Raw genomic sequence first — 15,753 nt, forward strand, 5'->3', positions numbered from 1 at the left:
CGTCGCTCCACATGCTATGGTCGGGTTGTGCGCCGCGAAAAGGTTTGCGGCAAGCCGGCCCGCTGCCATGGAGCGCCGCCCGCGCGATGACGGATCAGTTCGACTCCACGCTCGGCTCCCTCGGCCAGCCCCAGCCCGCCCCCAAACCCAGCGCCTCGGCGCGCATCCGCACCTACTTCCTCACCGGCCTCGTGGTGGCGGGGCCGGTCGCGATCACCATCTGGCTCACGCTGTGGCTGATCGGGCTGATCGACGGCTGGGTGAAGCCGCTCATTCCGCCGGCCTGGAACCCGGACAGCTACCTGCCGGTGGCGGTGCCCGGCTTCGGCGTGCTGGCGGCCTTCATCGGCCTCACCATCCTCGGCTTCCTGGCCGCCAATCTCGTCGGCCGCACCATCGTGCAGTCCGGCGAGCAGGTTCTGAACCGGATGCCGATCGTGCGCAGCCTCTACAAGGGCGTGAAGCAGATCTTCGAGACCGTGTTCAAGCAGGACGGCACCAGCTTCCGCCGCGTGGGCGTGATCGAGTGGCCGGGGCCGGGCCTGTGGTCGCTGTGCTTCATCACCGAGCCGGCGCGGGGCGCTCTCGCCGCCGGCCTGCCGGAGGGCGAGCATGTCTGCGTGTTCGTGCCCTGCACGCCGAACCCCACCACCGGCTATCTGGTGATGATGGAGGCCGCGAAGATCACGGAGGTGGGCGTCACCACCGACGAGGCGTTCAAGCTGATCATGTCCATGGGCATCATCCAGCCGGCCTCCGCCCCCGTGGCGGCGCCGCTCCCCGCGCCCAACCTGCCGGCGCGGCCGGAGGTGGAGACGGCGGGCGCCTGAGCCGGCTTCCACCCCCGCGCGGCCCGCACGCATGGTCGCGGCGCGCTTGTCCGGCGCCCTTCGGAAGGGCGCGGGCTGCGCCGTCTTGGCGTGGGCGGACGAGGCCTGCATAATGGTTTCATAAGGGTCGCCCGCAGATGCGGGCGGACGCCCCGCGCGTCCCAAGAAGCCCGTTTTGCGAGGAAGGCGTCGTTATGACCATGTTCGTTCGCCGGCTGGCCGCCGCCGGCGCTGTCACCTTAAGCGTTCTCGGCGTCGGAGCGGCCTTCGCCGCGCCGACCGCCGTCCAGCTCGTGTTCGAGAGCGGCGGGCTCAAGACGCTCGCGCCCGGCGCCACGCTGTCCTACCGCTTCGCGCGCGAGACGGACGACAAAACGCTGGCGCCGGCGTTTCAGGACGAGGTGAAGCTGGTGGTGACGGCGGCGGAGGGCGGCGGGAAAGCGGCGACCGTCGCCATGTTCACCGGCGCGCGCGCCCAGAGCTACGGGCCGCTGTCGGCGGACGGCAATCCGGTGATCATCGCCGTGCTGGAGCAGGACGTGCGCGAGATGCAGAAGCTGCTCGGCGGCAGTCCCTATTACATCCGCAACCGCATGCGCGACGCCATCAACGCCGGCGAACGGGTGGAGCCGGTGCGGTTCGAGCTCGCCGGAAAGCCCGTGGACGGGTGGAAGGTGACGCTGAAGCCCTTCGCCCGCGACGCCCAGCGCGACAAGCTGAAGGATTTCGCCGACCGCTCCTACGAGCTCACCTTCTCGGACGCGGTGCCGGGCGGCCTCTACAGCCTGGTGACGGTGACGCCGCGCAAGAGCGCGGAGACCCCGCTGCTGGTGGAGAACCTGACCTTTTCAGGCGTGACCTCCGGGGAGGACGCGAAGTGAGCCGGCTGCTTCTGATCGTCGCGGCGCTTGGCGTCGGCGCCTGTCCCGCGCTCGCCGGCGTCGGCGACGACTACTCCACGGTCGACAAGGCCGACTACATCATCGGCTGCATGGCCGCGAACGGGCAGACCCGGCAGGCGCTGGAGCACTGCGCCTGCTCCATCGACACCATCGCCGAGATCCTGCCCTACAAGGAGTATGAGGAGGCCGAGACGATCCTGCGCATGAACAAGATCGCCGGCCAGTCCTCGGAGGTGTTCCGCAACACGGGGATGTTCCGGGACATCGTCGCCAACATGCGCCGCGCCCAGGCCGAGGCCGAGATCAAATGCTTTCCGTGAAGCGGTCCCGGTTTGCATGACGTGGGCGCCCCGGCGCGCCGTTCCCCGGACAGGCCGCCGGGTCACGGGACCTGACGGCCTCCGAGGCCTGAGGGCTTACGGCGCGTAGGTCAGCGTCGTGGTCTGGACGTTGGCGGCGTCGGGGCCGGTCATGACGTCGATCGGGCCCGGGCTGGCGCCGAACTCGGTCGCGCTCTTCCAGTAGCTGAAATCCGCCTCCGTGACCGGCAGCTCCACCGTCTTCGTCTCGCCGGCCTTCAGCGCCACCCGGGCGAAGCCGCGCAGGGCGCGCAGGGGCTGGGACACCTCGGCGACCCTCGGGCGCAGATAGAGCTGCGCCACCGCCTCGCCGTCGCGACGGCCGTTGTTGCGCACGGAGATCGACACGGTGGCGCTTTCGCCCTTGGCCAGGCGCTCGCGGTCGAGCTTCGGCGGGCCGAAGGTGAAGGAGGTGTAGGTCAGCCCATAGCCGAACGGGTAGAGCGCCGCGTAGGTCGAATCGCCATAGCCGGTGGTGAAGGGCTTGGTCGGCGTCTCCGCCGGGCGGCCCGTGGGCAGCGCGTCGTGATGGATCGGGATCTGCCCCACCGAGCGCGGGAAGCTCATGGGCAGGCGGCCCTTCGGGTCCACGTCGCCCATCAGCACGCGGGCGAGCGCGGGGCCGCCCATGGTGCCCGGCTGCCAGGCGTAGAGGATCGCGGGCGCCCGCTCCGCAAGCGAGCTCAGCGCCAGCGGGCGGCCGGCGAACACCACCACCACGGTGGGCTTGCCGGCGGCGAGCACCGCGCGCACCAGCTTTTCCTGATGGCCGGGCAGGCCGAGCTCCGAGCGCGCGGCGCTCTCGCCGGACTGGTTGAAGCGCTCGCCCACCGCCAGCACCACGGCCTGCGACCGGCGCGCGGTCTCGACCGCGGCGGCGATCTCCTCGTCGGTGGAATCCTCCACCGCCCCGCCATGGGTGGCGAGCACCTCCCCGCCCTCGCCGAGGCGGCGCTCCAGGCCCTCCTTCAGCGTGACGGTCTCATTCGGCTCGCCGCGGGCGGCCCAGGGGCCGAGCGCGTCGGCGCGCGCGTCGCCGAGCGGGCCGATCAGCGCCACGCGCTTCACGTCCGGGCCGAAGGGGAGAACGCCGTCGTTCTTGAGCAGAACGAACGACTTCTCCGCCATGTCCTGCGCCGCCGCCTTCTGGGCGTCGGTGAAGATCTCGCGCTTCTCGCGGTCCGGGGTCGTCCCGCGATAGGGGTCTTCGAACAGGCCGAGATCGTCCTTCAGCGTCAGCACCCGGCGCACGGCCTCGTCCACCACCGCCACGTCGAGTTTGCCCGCCTGCACCAGCTTCGGGATCTCCTTCACATAGGCCCGGGACTCCATGTCGAGGTCGGCGCCGGCGGTGAGCGCCTGCCGGGCGGAATCCTCGAGGTCGGCGGCGGTGCCGTGCTCGGGCAGCTCCTTGATGGCCTGGAAGTCGCTGGTGACGACGCCGGTGAAGCCCCATTCGCCGCGCAGCACGTCAGTGAGCAGATGGCGGTTGGTGATGGTGGGCCGGCCGTCGGTGGCGTTGAAGGCGGCCATGAAGCAGCGCACGCCGGCGCGGGACGCGGCCTCGAACGGCGGCAGGTAGGCGGCTTTCAGCGCGCGGGGCGAGAGGTCCTGAGCCGAGTAGTCGCGCCCGCCCTCCACCGCGCCGTTGGCGCCGAAATGCTTGACGCAGGAAGCGGCGTTGTCCGGCTTTTTCAGGTCCGCGCCCTGGATGCCGCGCACCCGCGCCTCGCCGATGCGGGCGCCGAGCCACGGGCTTTCGCCGGCGCCTTCCACCACGCGGCCCCAGCGCGGATCGCGCGCCACGTCCAGCATGGGGGTGAAGATCATGTTCACGCCGGCGGCGGTCGACTCCACCGTCGCCACCCGCTCGGCGTTCTCGATCGCCGCCATGTCCCAGCTCGCGGCCTGGGCCAGCGGGGTCGGGAACACGGTTCGGTAGCCGTGGATCACGTCCATGGCGAGGATCATGGGGATCTTGAGCCGGGTCTTCGTGACCGCGATCTCCTGCAGGGTCCGGGTCTGCTCCGCGCCGTAGACGTTGAACAGGGCGCCGACCGAGCCCTCCGCGATGCGGCGGGTCACGTCCTCATAGGCCGGCTCCAGCACCGGCACGATGGAGACGAAGTTGAGCTGTCCGGCCTTTTCCTCCAGCGTCATCTCCGAGATCAGCGTCTCCACCCGTTCACGCCGCTCGGCGGCGAAGACCGGGGCGGGGGCGGCGACGAGGCCGAGGGCGACCAGCGCGGCGAGCGGACGGGGAGTGACGGGCATGGGGCGGTTCGCGCTCCTGTTCCGGTTTCGAGGCGGCGGCACTCTCGCCGCGAACGCCGCGCTTGGAAACCCCCTCCGGGCGCCCGGCTTGTGGTCCCGGCCGCGCCCGCCCATAACCGCGGGCCCGTGACCTCCCGTCCTTTTCAAGGAGCCCGCCATGACCCGCATCGCCGTGCTCGGAACCGGCCTGATGGGCGCGCCCATGGCGCGGCGGCTGCTGGGGGCCGGCTTCGCGGTGACGGCGTGGAACCGCACCCGCGCCAAGGCCGAGGCCCTGATCGAGGCCGGCGCGACGGTGGCCGACGCGCCCCGCGACGCCGCGCGCGAGGCGGACGTGGTCCTCACCATGCTGGAGAACGGCGAGGCGGTCGGCGCCGTGCTGTTCGGGCCCGACGGCGCGGCGGAGGGCCTGAGGCCCGGCGCGGTCGTGCTGGACATGAGCTCCATCCCGCCCGCCGCCGCGCGGGAGCACGCCTTGCGGCTTCAGGCGCTGGGCGCGGCCCATGTGGACGCGCCGGTCTCCGGCGGCACGCGCGGCGCGGCGGCGGGAACGCTCGCCATCATGGCCGGCGGGGCGGAGGAGACCATCGCGGGTCTCGCGCCGGTGTTCGCGCCGCTCGGCCGGGCGCTCCGGGTCGGCCCCAGCGGTTCGGGCCAGCTCGCCAAGCTCGCCAACCAGGTCATCGTCGGCGTCACCATCGGCGCGGTGTCGGAGGCGCTGCTGCTCGCCGCGGCGGGCGGCGCGGACCCGGCCGCGGTGCGCGAGGCCATCCGGGGCGGCTTCGCGGAGAGCCGGGTGCTGGCGGAGCACGGCCTGCGCATGGTGGAGCGTGATTTCCTGCCCGGCGCGCCGTCGCGGGTGCAGCTCAAGGATCTGGACACGGCGCTCGCCGCGGCCGCCGAGAGCGGCGCCGCGCTGCCCCTGTCCGAGAACGTGCGCGCCCGCTATGCGGAGCTGATCGGCGCCATGGGCGGCGCCGAATACGACCACTCCGCCCTGCTGCTGGAGCTGGAGGCGCGCACGGGCAAGCGCCTCGCGCCGGGGCCGGACCGGCTTCCCGGATAACGGCGGCCCCTGCGAAAGCGTGACCGGGGACGGGGGTCGCCGTCCCCGCCGCTTGCGCCAGATGTCCGTCTCAACAGCAACAAACCGTTGAGGAGACGACGCCCATGTCCCAGTCCGCCAAGAGCGAGCGCGCGGTTCTCTCCAAGGACGAGTTCGACCTCGTCGCCCAGTCCCATTTCCCGAAGGCCTACGACATCGGCTTTCAGGAGCTGATCGACCTGAACAAGCGGTTGCGCGAGGCGCAGGGCAAGGAGCGCACGTTCCACCGCCAGCTGCGCCGCCAGTCCAAGGGTTCGGCCGAGGCGCGCGGCGGCAGCTTTCCGGGCGAGGCGGGCAAGACCGCCCGGCGCAAGGCGGTGTTCGGCGCGGCGATCAAGCGGCTGAACGGCGAGATCTCCCGCCGCCACGAGCTGAAGGCCCGCGAAGACCTGCAGAGCGCCGCCCGCAAGGCGCTCAATCTGAAGCGTCAGGCGAGCAAGGCCCGTCGGCCCGAGAACGACCCGACCGCGGACAAGGGCATGCGCCCCGTGACCAGCGAGCGCCGCAAGACGCGGGTGCATCCGGCCACCGTCGGCCGAGTGTCCCAGCGCACCAAGGCGGCGCAGGCGCGCAAGGACAACCGGGCCGGCTGAGGGCTCATCCTTTCGCAACCTTGGTCGCGGCGGTCCGGCCCTCTACAAGCGGCCTTGGGAGGACCGAACCCATGACCGCACGCGACCTGTCCGCGCTCAAGACGGACCCCGCGCCGCTCCACCCGCAGGCGCTCGCCGCACGGCTGGCGGCGGAGCCCGCGCGCCCGTTGCCACGCCTCGACGCGCTGCTCGCCGAGGCGCCCGACCTCGCCGCGCTGGCGCCCGCGCGCGGTCTGCTTTCCCGCGTGGCGGAGGGCTCGCCCTTCCTGTGGGGGCTGATCGAGCGCGATCCGGCCCGCGCGGCGCGGCTTCTCTCCGACGATCCGGACGCGGCGCTCGGCGATGTTCTCGCCCGGCTGGCGGCGGCGTCGCGGGAGGGCGACCGGGCGAAGCTCGCGTCCGTTCTCCGGCGCGGCCGGGCGGAGGCGGCGCTGCTGGTGGCGCTGGCGGATCTGGGCGGCGTGTGGGATGCGTTTCAGGCCACCGCCGCGCTCTCCGCCTTCGCCGACGCCGCGATCCGCGCCGCGACCCGCTTCGCTCTGCGCGAGGCCCATGACGCCGGCAGGCTGCGGCTGCCCGACCCCGCCGATCCGGAGGCCGGCTCCGGCTTCTTCGTGCTGGGCATGGGCAAGCTCGGCGCCGGCGAGCTGAACTATTCGTCCGACGTGGACCTGGTCTGCTTCTACGACGGGCAGACGGCGCCGGTGGCCGATCCGGCCGAATCCACCGCCGCCTTCGTGCGCGTGACCCAGACTCTCACCAAGCTGCTGCAGGAGCGCACCGCGGAGGGCTATGTGGCCCGCGTCGACCTGCGCCTTCGCCCCGACCCCGGCGCGACGCCGGTCGCGCTCTCCCGCGACGCGGCCATGATCTACTATGAGACGGTGGGCCAGAACTGGGAGCGCGCCGCCATGATCAAGGCGCGCGTGGTGGCGGGCGACGTCACGGCGGGCGAGGCGTTCCTGAGCGAGCTGCGCCCCTTCATCTGGCGCCGGTCGCTGGACCATGCGGCCATCTCCGACATCCACGCCATGAAGCGGCAGATCCACGCCCACAAGGGCCACGGCGAGATCGCGGTCGCCGGCCACAATCTCAAGCTCGGCCGGGGCGGCATCCGCGAGATCGAGTTCTTCGTGCAGACGCAGCAGCTCGTGGCCGGCGGCCGCGATCCGGCCTTGCGGGTGCGCAAGACCGTGGAGGGGCTGAACCATCTGGTGGAGGCGGGCTGGATCACGGCGCAGGCCCGCGACGAGCTGACCGAGGCCTACGCCTTCCTGCGCGGCGCCGAGCACCGGCTGCAGATGCGCAACGACGAGCAGACCCATTCGCTGCCCGAGAGCGCCGAGGAAATGGAGGCCTTCGCCCGCTTCGCGGGGTTCGACGGCGCCGGAACCTTCGGCGAGGCGCTGACCCGCCGCCTGCGGCTGGTGCAGGCCCATTACGCCCATCTGTTCGAGGACGCGCCGCCGCTTGCGGCGGAGGTGGGCAATCTGGTGTTCACCGGCGAGCAGGACGACCCGGAGACGCTGAAGACCATCGCCGCGCTCGGCTATCGCGAGCCGTCGTCGGTGTCGGCCATGGTGCGCGGCTGGCATCACGGCCGCTACGCCTCCATGCGCACCGCGCGGGCGCGGGAGCTGCTGACCGAGCTCGGGCCGGCGCTGCTCGCCGCCTTCGCCGGCTCCGGCCGGCCGGACGAGGCGCTGTTCGCCTTCGACAAGGTGCTGGAGCGCACCCAGGCGGGCGTGGCGCTGCTGGCGCTGATCCGGGCCAACCCGCAGATCCTCGCGCTGCTCGCCGACGTGCTGGGCGCCGCGCCGCGCCTCGGCGAGACGCTGGCGCGCCGTCCCCGGGTGCTGGACGCGCTGCTGGACCCGGCCTTCTTCGGCCATCTGCCCGACCGGCGCGAGATCGAGGAGCGGGTGGCGCATGCGCTGGGCGACGCCCGCTCCTACGAGGACACGCTCGACCGCGCCCGCATCGTGGGGCAGGAGCTCAACACGCTGATCGCGCTCCGGATCGCGAGCGGCACCGCGGAGACCGCGGAGGCGGGCGCCGCCTTCGCCCGCATCGCCGACGTGCTGGTGACGGCGCTGTTCGAGGCGGTGACGGCGGAGCTGCGCGCCGCCCATGGCGAAGTGCCCGGCGGGGCCGCGGCGGTGGTGGCGCTCGGCAAGCTCGGCGGCGAGGAGATGACCGCCGCCTCCGACCTCGACCTGATCCTGCTCTACGAGCATCCCGACGACGTGCAGGAGAGCGACGGCCGCCGGCCGATCGCGCCCAGCCAGTACTACGCCCGGCTGACCCAGCGGCTGGTCTCGGCGCTGTCGGCGCCCACCAGCGAGGGCGTGCTCTACGAGGCGGACGTGCGGCTGCGCCCTTCGGGCCGCGCCGGGCCGCTGGCGACCCGGCTGCGGGCCTTCGAAACCTATCAGGCGGAGGAGGCCGAGACCTGGGAGCACATGGCGCTGACCCGCGCCCGGGTGATCGCCGGCCCGAAGGCGTTCCGCCGCCGGGTGGGCCGGGCGCTCGGCGCCGTGCTGCAGGCCAGGCGCGATCCCGCGAAGGTGGCGAAGGACGTCGCCGCCATGCGCGCGCTGCTGGACCGGGAAAAGGGCGCGGGCGGGGTCTGGAACCTGAAACACGCGCCGGGCGGCGTGGTGGACGTGGAGTTCGTGGTTCAGGCGCTGCAGCTCGCTTACGCCGCGGCGCGGCCGGAGATCCTGCACACCTCCGTGCTGCCGGCCCTGTCGCGGCTGAAGCAGGCGGAGCTGCTGCCCGCCGACGATTTCGAACCGCTGGAGGCCGCGGCCAAGCTGCAGCTCGATCTGACGCAGGCCATCAGGCTCGCCGTCGGCAAGACCTTCGCCCCGCAGGACGCGCCGGCGGGTCTGAAGCAGCTTCTGGCCCGCACGGCCAACGCGCCCGATTTCAAGGTGCTGGAGGCGGAGCTGTCCGACGTCCAGAAGGCCGCCCGCGCCGCCTTCAGGCGCGTGATCGCGCGGCTGAAGGCGGAGGCCGGCAAGGCCGCCTGACCGCCGGGCGCGTGCGCGCCGCCGTCACCCCGCCCGCAGCAGGCGCACGGCGGCGTCGCGCTCGAACAGGTGGAGCAGCAGCCGCAGGGCCTCGCCCCGTTCGCCGGCGAGGTTGGGGTCGGTGGCGAGGATCAGCCCCGCGTCCTGATGGGCGATGCGCGCCAGCTCGCCATGGACCTCCATGCGGGCGAAGCGGAACACGGCCATGCCACTCTGGCGCGCGCCCAGCACCTCGCCCTCGCCGCGCAGCTCAAGATCCTTCTCGGCGATGACGAAGCCGTCGTCGGTGTCGCGCAGGGTCTCGAGCCGCGCCTTCGCGGTCTCGCCCAGCGGCCCCTTCCACAGCAGCAGGCAGGTGGAGCGTTCCGCGCCGCGCCCGACCCGGCCGCGAAGCTGGTGCAGCTGCGCGAGGCCGAAGCGCTCGGCGTGCTCTATCACCATGATGGTGGCTTCGGGCACGTTGACGCCCACCTCGATCACGGTGGTCGCGACCAGAATGGAGGAGCGGCCCTCCACGAAGGCCGCGACGGCGGAGTCCTTTTCCGCCGCCTTCATCTTGCCGTGCACCAGCCCGACGCGTCCGGGGAAGGCGTCAGACAGCTCGGCGAAACGGTCCTGCGCCGCCGCCACGTCCAGCGTCTCCGACTGCTCCACCAGCGGGCAGACCCAGTAGACCCGCGCGCCGGCGTCGATCGCCCGGCCGATGGCGGCGATCGTCTCCTCCAGCCGGTCGAGGCTGACGAGCCGGGTGTCGATGGGCGTGCGGCCCGGCGGCTTCTCGTCGAGCGCGGACTGGTCCATGTCGCCAAAGGCGGTGAGCGCCAGCGTTCGGGGAATGGGCGTCGCGGTCATCACCAGCACGTCCACGGCGGCGCCCTTGGCGGCCAGCGCCAGCCGCTGCCGCACGCCGAACTTGTGCTGCTCGTCCATCACCGCGAGCGCCAGATCCCGGAAGGCCACGTCGTCCTGGAACAGCGCGTGGGTGCCGATCAGCAGGTCGATCTGGCCGGCCGCGAGGCGCTCCAGCACGGCGGCGCGCTCGCGGCCCTTCTCGCGCCCCGTAAGCAGGCCGAGCCGCACGCCCGCCTTCTCCGCCAGCGGCTCCAGCGTGGCGAGATGCTGGCGGGCGAGGATTTCGGTCGGCGCCATCAGCGCGGCCTGCCGCCCGGCTTCGATCACCACCGCGGCGGCCAGCAGCGCCACCACCGTCTTGCCCGAGCCCACGTCGCCCTGCAGCAGCCGCAGCATGCGGGCGTCGGCGGCGAGGTCGGCGCGGATGGCGTCTAGCGCCCGCTCCTGCGCGCCCGTGAGCTGGAACGGCAGCGCGGCGAGCACGGCGCGCGTCACCCGGTCGTCGCCGACGCTGGCGCGGCCCCTGGCGCGCTTCATGTGGGCGCGCACCAGCTGCAGCGCGAGCTGGTTCGCGAACAGCTCGTCGTAGGCGAGGCGGGTCAGAGCCGGGCCTTCGGGCGCAAGCTCCTCCGGCCGGGCCGGCCGGTGCAGGGCGTTGAGGCTGGCGGCGAAGCCCGCGAAGCCGCGCTGGGCGAGGAAGGCGCCGTCCAGCCATTCGGGCAGGGCGGGCAGCCGCTCCAGCGCCGCGCGGGCGAGGCGGCTGATCAGGTTGTGCGTCAGCCCTTCCACCAGCGGATAGGTCGGCTCCACCGGCGGCAGCCGGGCGAGCCCGTCCGCGTCGAGCACATGGGCGGGATGGACCATCTGCGGCATGCCGTCGAACATCTCGGGCGCGCCGGCGATCCAGCGGGTGGCGCCCACGGGCAGCAGATGCTCGAGGAGAGGCGCCTTGGCGCGGAAGAACACCAGCGTCATGGCGCCGGTGCCGTCCGCCACCACCACCCGGTAGGGCGCGCGCGGGCTGCGCGGCGGCTGGTGGCGCTCCACCACCGCCTCCACCAGCGTGGTCTCGCCGGGGCGCATGTCGGCGATGGTCGAGCGCGTGCGCCGGTCCACGCCGCCGGTCGGCGCATGGAACAGCACGTCGATCACCCGCGGGACGTCGCCGCCGGGGGGCGCGCCGAGCAGGCGCGTCAGCGCCTTCGCGACCTTGGGGCCGACGCCGGGCAGGGCGGTCGCTTCCGCGAACAGGGGATCGAGGCGGGAGTCGCGCATGGCGCTAATGGAGGCGCCGCGCCGCCCGGAGGCAAGAGGCTGGATGCGCGCGACGGCCCCGCGTCGTGGAAACGCCGGGCCGTCGCGGCGGGTCGGGCGAGCGTCAGAACCGGTAGCTGACGCCGGTGAGCACGGTGTGGGTCTTGGTGTCCACCCTGGCCTTCATGCCGGCGGCGTCCCAGCCGTAGGTCTTGGAGCCGAAGTCGGCGTAGCGGTATTCGGCGTGGACGCGCCAGTTGTCGGTGAGCGCGGCCTCGACGCCGCCGCCCACCGTCCAGCCGACGCGGGTCTTGGATTTGGAGACCGAGCCGGAGACGCCGCCGTTGTCGTAGAAGCCGGAGACCTGCTCGCGCAGCAGCGCCAGGCCGCCGGTGGCGTAAAGCAGCACGGAATCGGTGGCGAGATAGCCGACGCGGGCGCGGATCGTGCCGTCCCAGGTGTGCTTCACCCGCGCGCCGCCGGAGGCGATGAAGGAGCCGTCGAAGCCGGCGAGCGTCGGAATGGCGACGGGCGAGGACACGGCGTAGGATGAGCTGTCCTTGCCCCACGCCGCGTCGGCGAGGACGCCGACCACGATCGAGGACGAGGCCTGATAGTCGTAGCCGAGGCGCACGCCGCCGGTGAAGCTGTCGACGTCGAAGGAGTGGCCGGCCGAGCCTGGATTGAACGCCACGGCCGCCGCGGTGACCGTGCTCACCGGCGTGGTCGGCGTCAGCGGAACCCTGTCGAAGCGGGCCTCGCCGTTCACGTCGCCCCAGCGGTAGCCGCCCTGCACGCCCACATGGAACCCGGTCCAGCTCGGGGCTTCGGCGTAAGCGGCGCCGAGGTCGGCGGCGGAGGCCGACGCGATGTCGAAAAGAGTGAGCGTCGCAAGCGCGGCGACGGCTGCGGTTGTTCTGGTCATGTCCGGTCGTTCCCCAAGCGCCGGATGCGGCGGCGCGGAGTAACGATCGACGAACGTGCTTAATCAAAGGTTAACGACAAGGCGTCGGCGGGTGAAGTGCGAGTCTTGTGACAGTATTGGGCTTCAGTTATGGCGCCAAAATCGAGAGCGTTTCCTCGAATTTGCCGTGTCCGGCTGGTATATGGTCCACGCGCACCAGTTCGGCCTCCAGCGAGGGGTCGAAGCGCTCCCGCACGAAGGCTGCGGCGCCCTCGGCGTCCACTGGCCGGTCGGACGCGGCCACGTAGCGGATTTCGATCCGGTCGAGGGCGGTCTGGACGAGCTGGATCTGGCGGTAGTCGATGAAGGCGCGGAAGCCGGAGGCGTTGGCGTAGGGCGCGAGCACGCGGCCGTCGGCGAGGTGGAACAGGTTGCGCGCGCGCCCGACCACGGCGCGCAGCGAGCCCAGCGACCGGCCGCAGGGCGCCGTCTCCGGGCCGCGGATCGCGTAGTCGCCGATGGCGTAGCGGATCATGGGCATGGCGTAGGCGTAGAGCGGGGTGACGACCACGCGGCCGAGCTCGCCTTCGGCGGCGGGCGCTCCGTCGTCCCGCAGCACCTCCACCCGCATGGTCTCGTCGCAGCTGTGCATCAGCCCGCAATCCGGGCACTGCGCGGCGATCAGCCCGGTCTCCGAGGCGCCGTAGAGGTCGAGGACGTCGCAGCGGAACGCGCGCCGCGCCGCCGCCCGCGCCTCGGGCGTCATGGCCGTGCCGGTGGAGAGGATGCGCTCGAAGCGCAGCGGCGCGTCGCGGCGCGCGGCCTCCTCCGCCAGCGCCTGAAGATGCGCGCCGCCGCGGGCGAACAGATAGGCCGGGCGGACCCGCGCCAGCCAGTCCACCTGGGCGCCGATGTCGGCGATCAGCTCCAGAACGTGGCGGGTGGAATCCGGGCGACCGATGCGCCAGCCGCCCCGCGTCGACCCGCGCTCCCGCATGGACGGCTCGTAGGTGGACATGAAGCTGGCGAGGCTCTTCGCGCCGTCGAGGCGCCACCAGTCATAGGCCCGGTCGCTCTGGGCGGCGGAGGCCACGTCCAGCAGGCGTTCGTGCCGGTAGGTCAGCGGGCGGCCGTGGAGCCGGACGTGGAGCCGGTCTCCACCGGGCCGCAGAACGGCGGAACGGCGTCCGCGAACACGGCCTCGGGAGCGTCTTGCAGGTCGGCCCACGTGAGGAGCGGCAGCCTGAGCCAGTCGGCGTCGCAGGCCCCGGACAGGCGGCGTCCGCGCAGCCGCGCGCCATAGGCGCGGGTGTGGGCCGCCGCATGGGCCAGAAGCTTCGCCGCGAGCCCGCCCTGATAGGCGGCGAGCTCCGCGCGCGGCAGGCGTTCGGTGGCGTCGAGCGCGGCGCGAAACTTGAGGACCAGATCTTCGATCGCCATGGCGCGCGGGCTCGCTGAACTCGACGGCCGCCAGATCACGGCGCGCCGCCGCCGCGCGCAAGGGAAAACGCGGCGAACGACGGATTTTGAGCCGCGCCGGCTAGAGACTTCGCGGCGCCGGCTCCTATGTCGCGAACGATGAGCCCCATCTCCGCCCTCAAGGCCGCCTGCCTCTCGGCCCTCTTCGCCCTGTCGCCCGCAGCCGTGCGGGCGAACGACATCGTCGGCGGGCTGGTGGAGCGCCGCCTGCTCACCCACAGCGAGGCGCTCGGGCGCGACATCGCTTACAGCCTGTACCGCCCGGCCGCCGAGCCCCGCGACGGCGAGACATGGCCGACGCTGTTCCTGCTGGAGGGGCGGCCGAGCGAGACCGACTGGCTCGATCAGGGCGACGTGCAGAACATCCTCGACCGCGCCATCGCGGACGGCGTGATCCCGCCGATGCTGGTGGTGATGCCGGTCGCGCCCCACAGCTGGTACGTGGACAATCCGGACCCCGGCGGGCAGGGGCGCATGAAGACGGCCATCGCCCGCGACCTGCGTTCCGCGCTGGAGCGGCGCTTCCCGCTCGCCCGCTGCCGCGAGGCCCGCGCCGTCGCGGGGCTGTCCATGGGCGGCTACGGCGCGCTGCTGTTCGCCCTCGACGAGCCGGATGTGTTCGGCGCTGGCGTCAGCCTGTCGGGAGCGATCGCGCCGCCGATGGCGGCGGAGGACGAGGCGCGCGCCGTCCGCGCCGACCGGTTCTACGACCGGGCGTTCGGCGCGCCGCTGGCGCGGGAGCGCTTCAACGCCTGGAACCTGTTCGGCAAGGCCGAGGCGTTGCGGCAGGCGCGGGAGACACCCGCGATCTTCCTTGCGATCGGCGACCGCGACCGGGCGGGGCTGCTGCAGAGCACGGCGCTTCTCCACGCGCAGCTTGCGCGCGCGGGGGTCGACAGCTCGCTTCGGGTCGGCCCGGGCGGGCACGACTGGGAGGTCTGGAAGCGGGATCTCGCCGCGGCGCTGGAATGGCTCGGCCCGCGGCTCGATCCCGGCTGCGGCGGCGAGATCGCCTCCCATGAGGGCGCCGCCCTGCGCTGAGCGCCCAGCTTTCGGGCGTGACGCTGTGTGCGTCGCAGCGTAACGTTTCCGTTACGGCCGCGCACGGCGCGCGGCCCTGATCGCGCCCGCGAGCCACGCCATGACGCCGCAGCTCAGCCTTCTCGCCAGCCTTGTCGCCGCCTCCGTTCTCAGTTTCGGGGCCGCCCCCGCGGCGTCCGGCGTGGTGGAGCGCAACCTGACCGCCCCGAGCCCGGCGCTGGGCAAGCCCATCCGCTACAGCCTCTATCGCCCGGCGACGCCGCCGACGCTCGGCCAGCGCTGGCCGGTGCTCTACCTGCTGCATGGCGGCGGGCCGGGCGAGGCGGACTGGCTGGACGCCGGCGGTCTCGCCGCCACCATGGACCGCGCGATTTCGGACGGCCGCATGCCGCCCACGGTGGTGGTGATGCCCCAGGCCGGCAACAGCTGGTACGTGGACAACACCGACATCGGCGGCGAGGGCGCCATGGAGACCGCGCTGACCCGCGATCTGGTCGCCGCCATCGACGCCCGTCTGCCCACCGCCGCCTGCCGCGAGGGCCGCGCGGTGGCGGGCCTCTCCATGGGCGGCTACGGCGCGCTGCTGTTCGCCTTCGACAAGCCGGGCCGGTACGGCTACGCCATCAGCCTGTCCGGCTCCATCACCCAGCCGATCGCGCCGCAGATGACCCAGCGGCTGAAGCGCGCCCGCACCTTCTACGACGGCGCCTTCGGCGCGCCGTTCGACGTGAAGCGCTTCAACCGCTGGAACCTGTTCCCCAAGGCGCGGCGGCTCGCCCTGCGCCGCCACAAGCCGGATGTGTATCTGAACGCCGGCGACAGGGACCCCGGCGGAATCGTGCAGGGCTCCACCGAGATGCATCTGGCGCTGCTGCGTGCAGGGGTGGACAGCAAGCTCACGGTGGCGCCGGGCCGGCATGAATGGGCGCTGTGGCGGCGGGAGCTCGGCCCGGCGCTGGATTGGCTCGGAACCCGCATCGACCCGACCTGCGGCGCGTCCGGCGTGGCGGCGGCGCCGACCACCTCGACCCAGTGAGCGCGCCGGCGCTGGCGACAGGTGTTCCGTGCGGAGAGGATTGAGCTTCAGGCCTCCGCGCGGGAGCGCTCCGGGCCGGTCGGCGCGCC

Annotated in this window: 13 protein-coding genes; 8 read left to right on the forward strand and 5 right to left on the reverse strand. The window is 72.9% G+C overall.

The features are described from left to right. Nucleotides 1-86 precede the first annotated feature (86 nt). From PKE85_RS12250 to PKE85_RS12260, 3 genes are all read left to right on the forward strand, one after another. On the forward strand, nucleotides 87-830 hold the full coding sequence (locus PKE85_RS12250) for a DUF502 domain-containing protein (protein WP_271205043.1): 744 nt from the start codon (nucleotides 87-89) through the stop codon (nucleotides 828-830). A gap of 194 nt (nucleotides 831-1,024) precedes the next feature. Next, entirely contained in the window at nucleotides 1,025-1,711 is a 687-nt protein-coding gene (locus PKE85_RS12255; protein WP_271205044.1) for a hypothetical protein, read from the forward strand. Then, nucleotides 1,708-2,052, forward strand: coding sequence for a hypothetical protein (locus tag PKE85_RS12260; RefSeq protein ID WP_271205045.1), 345 nt, complete (start codon nucleotides 1,708-1,710; stop codon nucleotides 2,050-2,052). The genes PKE85_RS12255 and PKE85_RS12260 overlap by 4 nt, the downstream gene beginning before the upstream one ends. 96 nt (nucleotides 2,053-2,148) lie before the next feature. On the opposite strand, the gene bglX is transcribed toward PKE85_RS12260, so the two are convergent. Beyond that, on the reverse strand, nucleotides 2,149-4,365 hold the full coding sequence (gene bglX, locus PKE85_RS12265) for a beta-glucosidase BglX (protein WP_271205046.1): 2,217 nt from the start codon (nucleotides 4,363-4,365) through the stop codon (nucleotides 2,149-2,151). A 157-nt stretch (nucleotides 4,366-4,522) separates the two neighbouring features. Here bglX and PKE85_RS12270 point away from each other — a divergent pair, with 157 nt between their 5' ends. The 3 genes from PKE85_RS12270 to PKE85_RS12280 all read left to right on the forward strand — a co-directional run bounded on the left by PKE85_RS12270 (nucleotide 4,523) and on the right by PKE85_RS12280 (nucleotide 9,098). Further along, a complete protein-coding gene (locus PKE85_RS12270) occupies nucleotides 4,523-5,431 on the forward strand; it encodes an NAD(P)-dependent oxidoreductase (protein ID WP_271205047.1) in 909 nt (302 codons plus the stop codon). 104 nt (nucleotides 5,432-5,535) lie between these two features. After that, a complete protein-coding gene (locus PKE85_RS12275; protein WP_271205048.1) occupies nucleotides 5,536-6,063 on the forward strand; it encodes a hypothetical protein in 528 nt (175 codons plus the stop codon). 71 nt (nucleotides 6,064-6,134) lie between these two features. Then, a complete protein-coding gene (locus tag PKE85_RS12280; protein ID WP_271205049.1) occupies nucleotides 6,135-9,098 on the forward strand; it encodes a bifunctional [glutamine synthetase] adenylyltransferase/[glutamine synthetase]-adenylyl-L-tyrosine phosphorylase in 2,964 nt (987 codons plus the stop codon). 24 nt (nucleotides 9,099-9,122) lie between these two features. Here the strand turns inward: PKE85_RS12280 and recG are convergent, their stop codons facing one another. The 4 genes from recG to PKE85_RS12300 all read right to left on the reverse strand — a co-directional run bounded on the left by recG (nucleotide 9,123) and on the right by PKE85_RS12300 (nucleotide 13,548). After that, nucleotides 9,123-11,225, reverse strand: a complete 2,103-nt coding sequence (recG, locus tag PKE85_RS12285) for an ATP-dependent DNA helicase RecG (RefSeq protein ID WP_271205050.1) — start codon at nucleotides 11,223-11,225, stop codon at nucleotides 9,123-9,125. A gap of 103 nt (nucleotides 11,226-11,328) precedes the next feature. Then, on the reverse strand, nucleotides 11,329-12,129 hold the full coding sequence (locus PKE85_RS12290) for an outer membrane protein (protein ID WP_271205051.1): 801 nt from the start codon (nucleotides 12,127-12,129) through the stop codon (nucleotides 11,329-11,331). Nucleotides 12,130-12,256: 127 nt separating this feature from the next. Beyond that, a complete protein-coding gene (locus PKE85_RS12295) occupies nucleotides 12,257-13,201 on the reverse strand; it encodes a phenylacetate--CoA ligase family protein (protein ID WP_271205052.1) in 945 nt (314 codons plus the stop codon). A 26-nt stretch (nucleotides 13,202-13,227) separates the two neighbouring features. After that, a complete protein-coding gene (locus tag PKE85_RS12300) occupies nucleotides 13,228-13,548 on the reverse strand; it encodes a hypothetical protein (protein ID WP_271205053.1) in 321 nt (106 codons plus the stop codon). Between the two features lie 138 nt (nucleotides 13,549-13,686). On the opposite strand from PKE85_RS12300, the gene PKE85_RS12305 reads away from it, so the two are divergent. Further along, the gene (locus PKE85_RS12305; protein WP_271205054.1) at nucleotides 13,687-14,628 is read left to right on the forward strand and encodes an alpha/beta hydrolase; all 942 of its coding nucleotides are present in this window, start codon (nucleotides 13,687-13,689) and stop codon (nucleotides 14,626-14,628) included. A gap of 100 nt (nucleotides 14,629-14,728) precedes the next feature. After that, nucleotides 14,729-15,664 carry an alpha/beta hydrolase gene (locus tag PKE85_RS12310; protein ID WP_271205055.1) on the forward strand — a complete coding sequence of 312 codons (936 nt, stop codon included), beginning with the start codon at nucleotides 14,729-14,731 and terminating at the stop codon, nucleotides 15,662-15,664. The last annotated feature ends 89 nt before the right edge of the window (nucleotides 15,665-15,753 follow it).

Source organism: Methylopila jiangsuensis (assembly GCF_027922305.1).
GTDB classification, from domain to species: domain Bacteria; phylum Pseudomonadota; class Alphaproteobacteria; order Rhizobiales; family Methylopilaceae; genus Methylopila; species Methylopila jiangsuensis.

Coding starts and splice junctions, on each gene's coding strand:
- PKE85_RS12300 (WP_271205053.1), bottom strand. CDS start 13,548: ATGGCGATCGAAGATCTGGTCCTCAAGTTTCGCGCCGCGCTCGACGCC.
- recG (WP_271205050.1), bottom strand. CDS start 11,225: ATGCGCGACTCCCGCCTCGATCCCCTGTTCGCGGAAGCGACCGCCCTG.
- PKE85_RS12280 (WP_271205049.1), top strand. CDS start 6,135: ATGACCGCACGCGACCTGTCCGCGCTCAAGACGGACCCCGCGCCGCTC.
- PKE85_RS12310 (WP_271205055.1), top strand. CDS start 14,729: ATGACGCCGCAGCTCAGCCTTCTCGCCAGCCTTGTCGCCGCCTCCGTT.
- PKE85_RS12290 (WP_271205051.1), bottom strand. CDS start 12,129: ATGACCAGAACAACCGCAGCCGTCGCCGCGCTTGCGACGCTCACTCTT.
- PKE85_RS12275 (WP_271205048.1), top strand. CDS start 5,536: ATGTCCCAGTCCGCCAAGAGCGAGCGCGCGGTTCTCTCCAAGGACGAG.
- PKE85_RS12305 (WP_271205054.1), top strand. CDS start 13,687: ATGAGCCCCATCTCCGCCCTCAAGGCCGCCTGCCTCTCGGCCCTCTTC.
- PKE85_RS12255 (WP_271205044.1), top strand. CDS start 1,025: ATGACCATGTTCGTTCGCCGGCTGGCCGCCGCCGGCGCTGTCACCTTA.
- bglX (WP_271205046.1), bottom strand. CDS start 4,365: ATGCCCGTCACTCCCCGTCCGCTCGCCGCGCTGGTCGCCCTCGGCCTC.
- PKE85_RS12250 (WP_271205043.1), top strand. CDS start 87: ATGACGGATCAGTTCGACTCCACGCTCGGCTCCCTCGGCCAGCCCCAG.
- PKE85_RS12270 (WP_271205047.1), top strand. CDS start 4,523: ATGACCCGCATCGCCGTGCTCGGAACCGGCCTGATGGGCGCGCCCATG.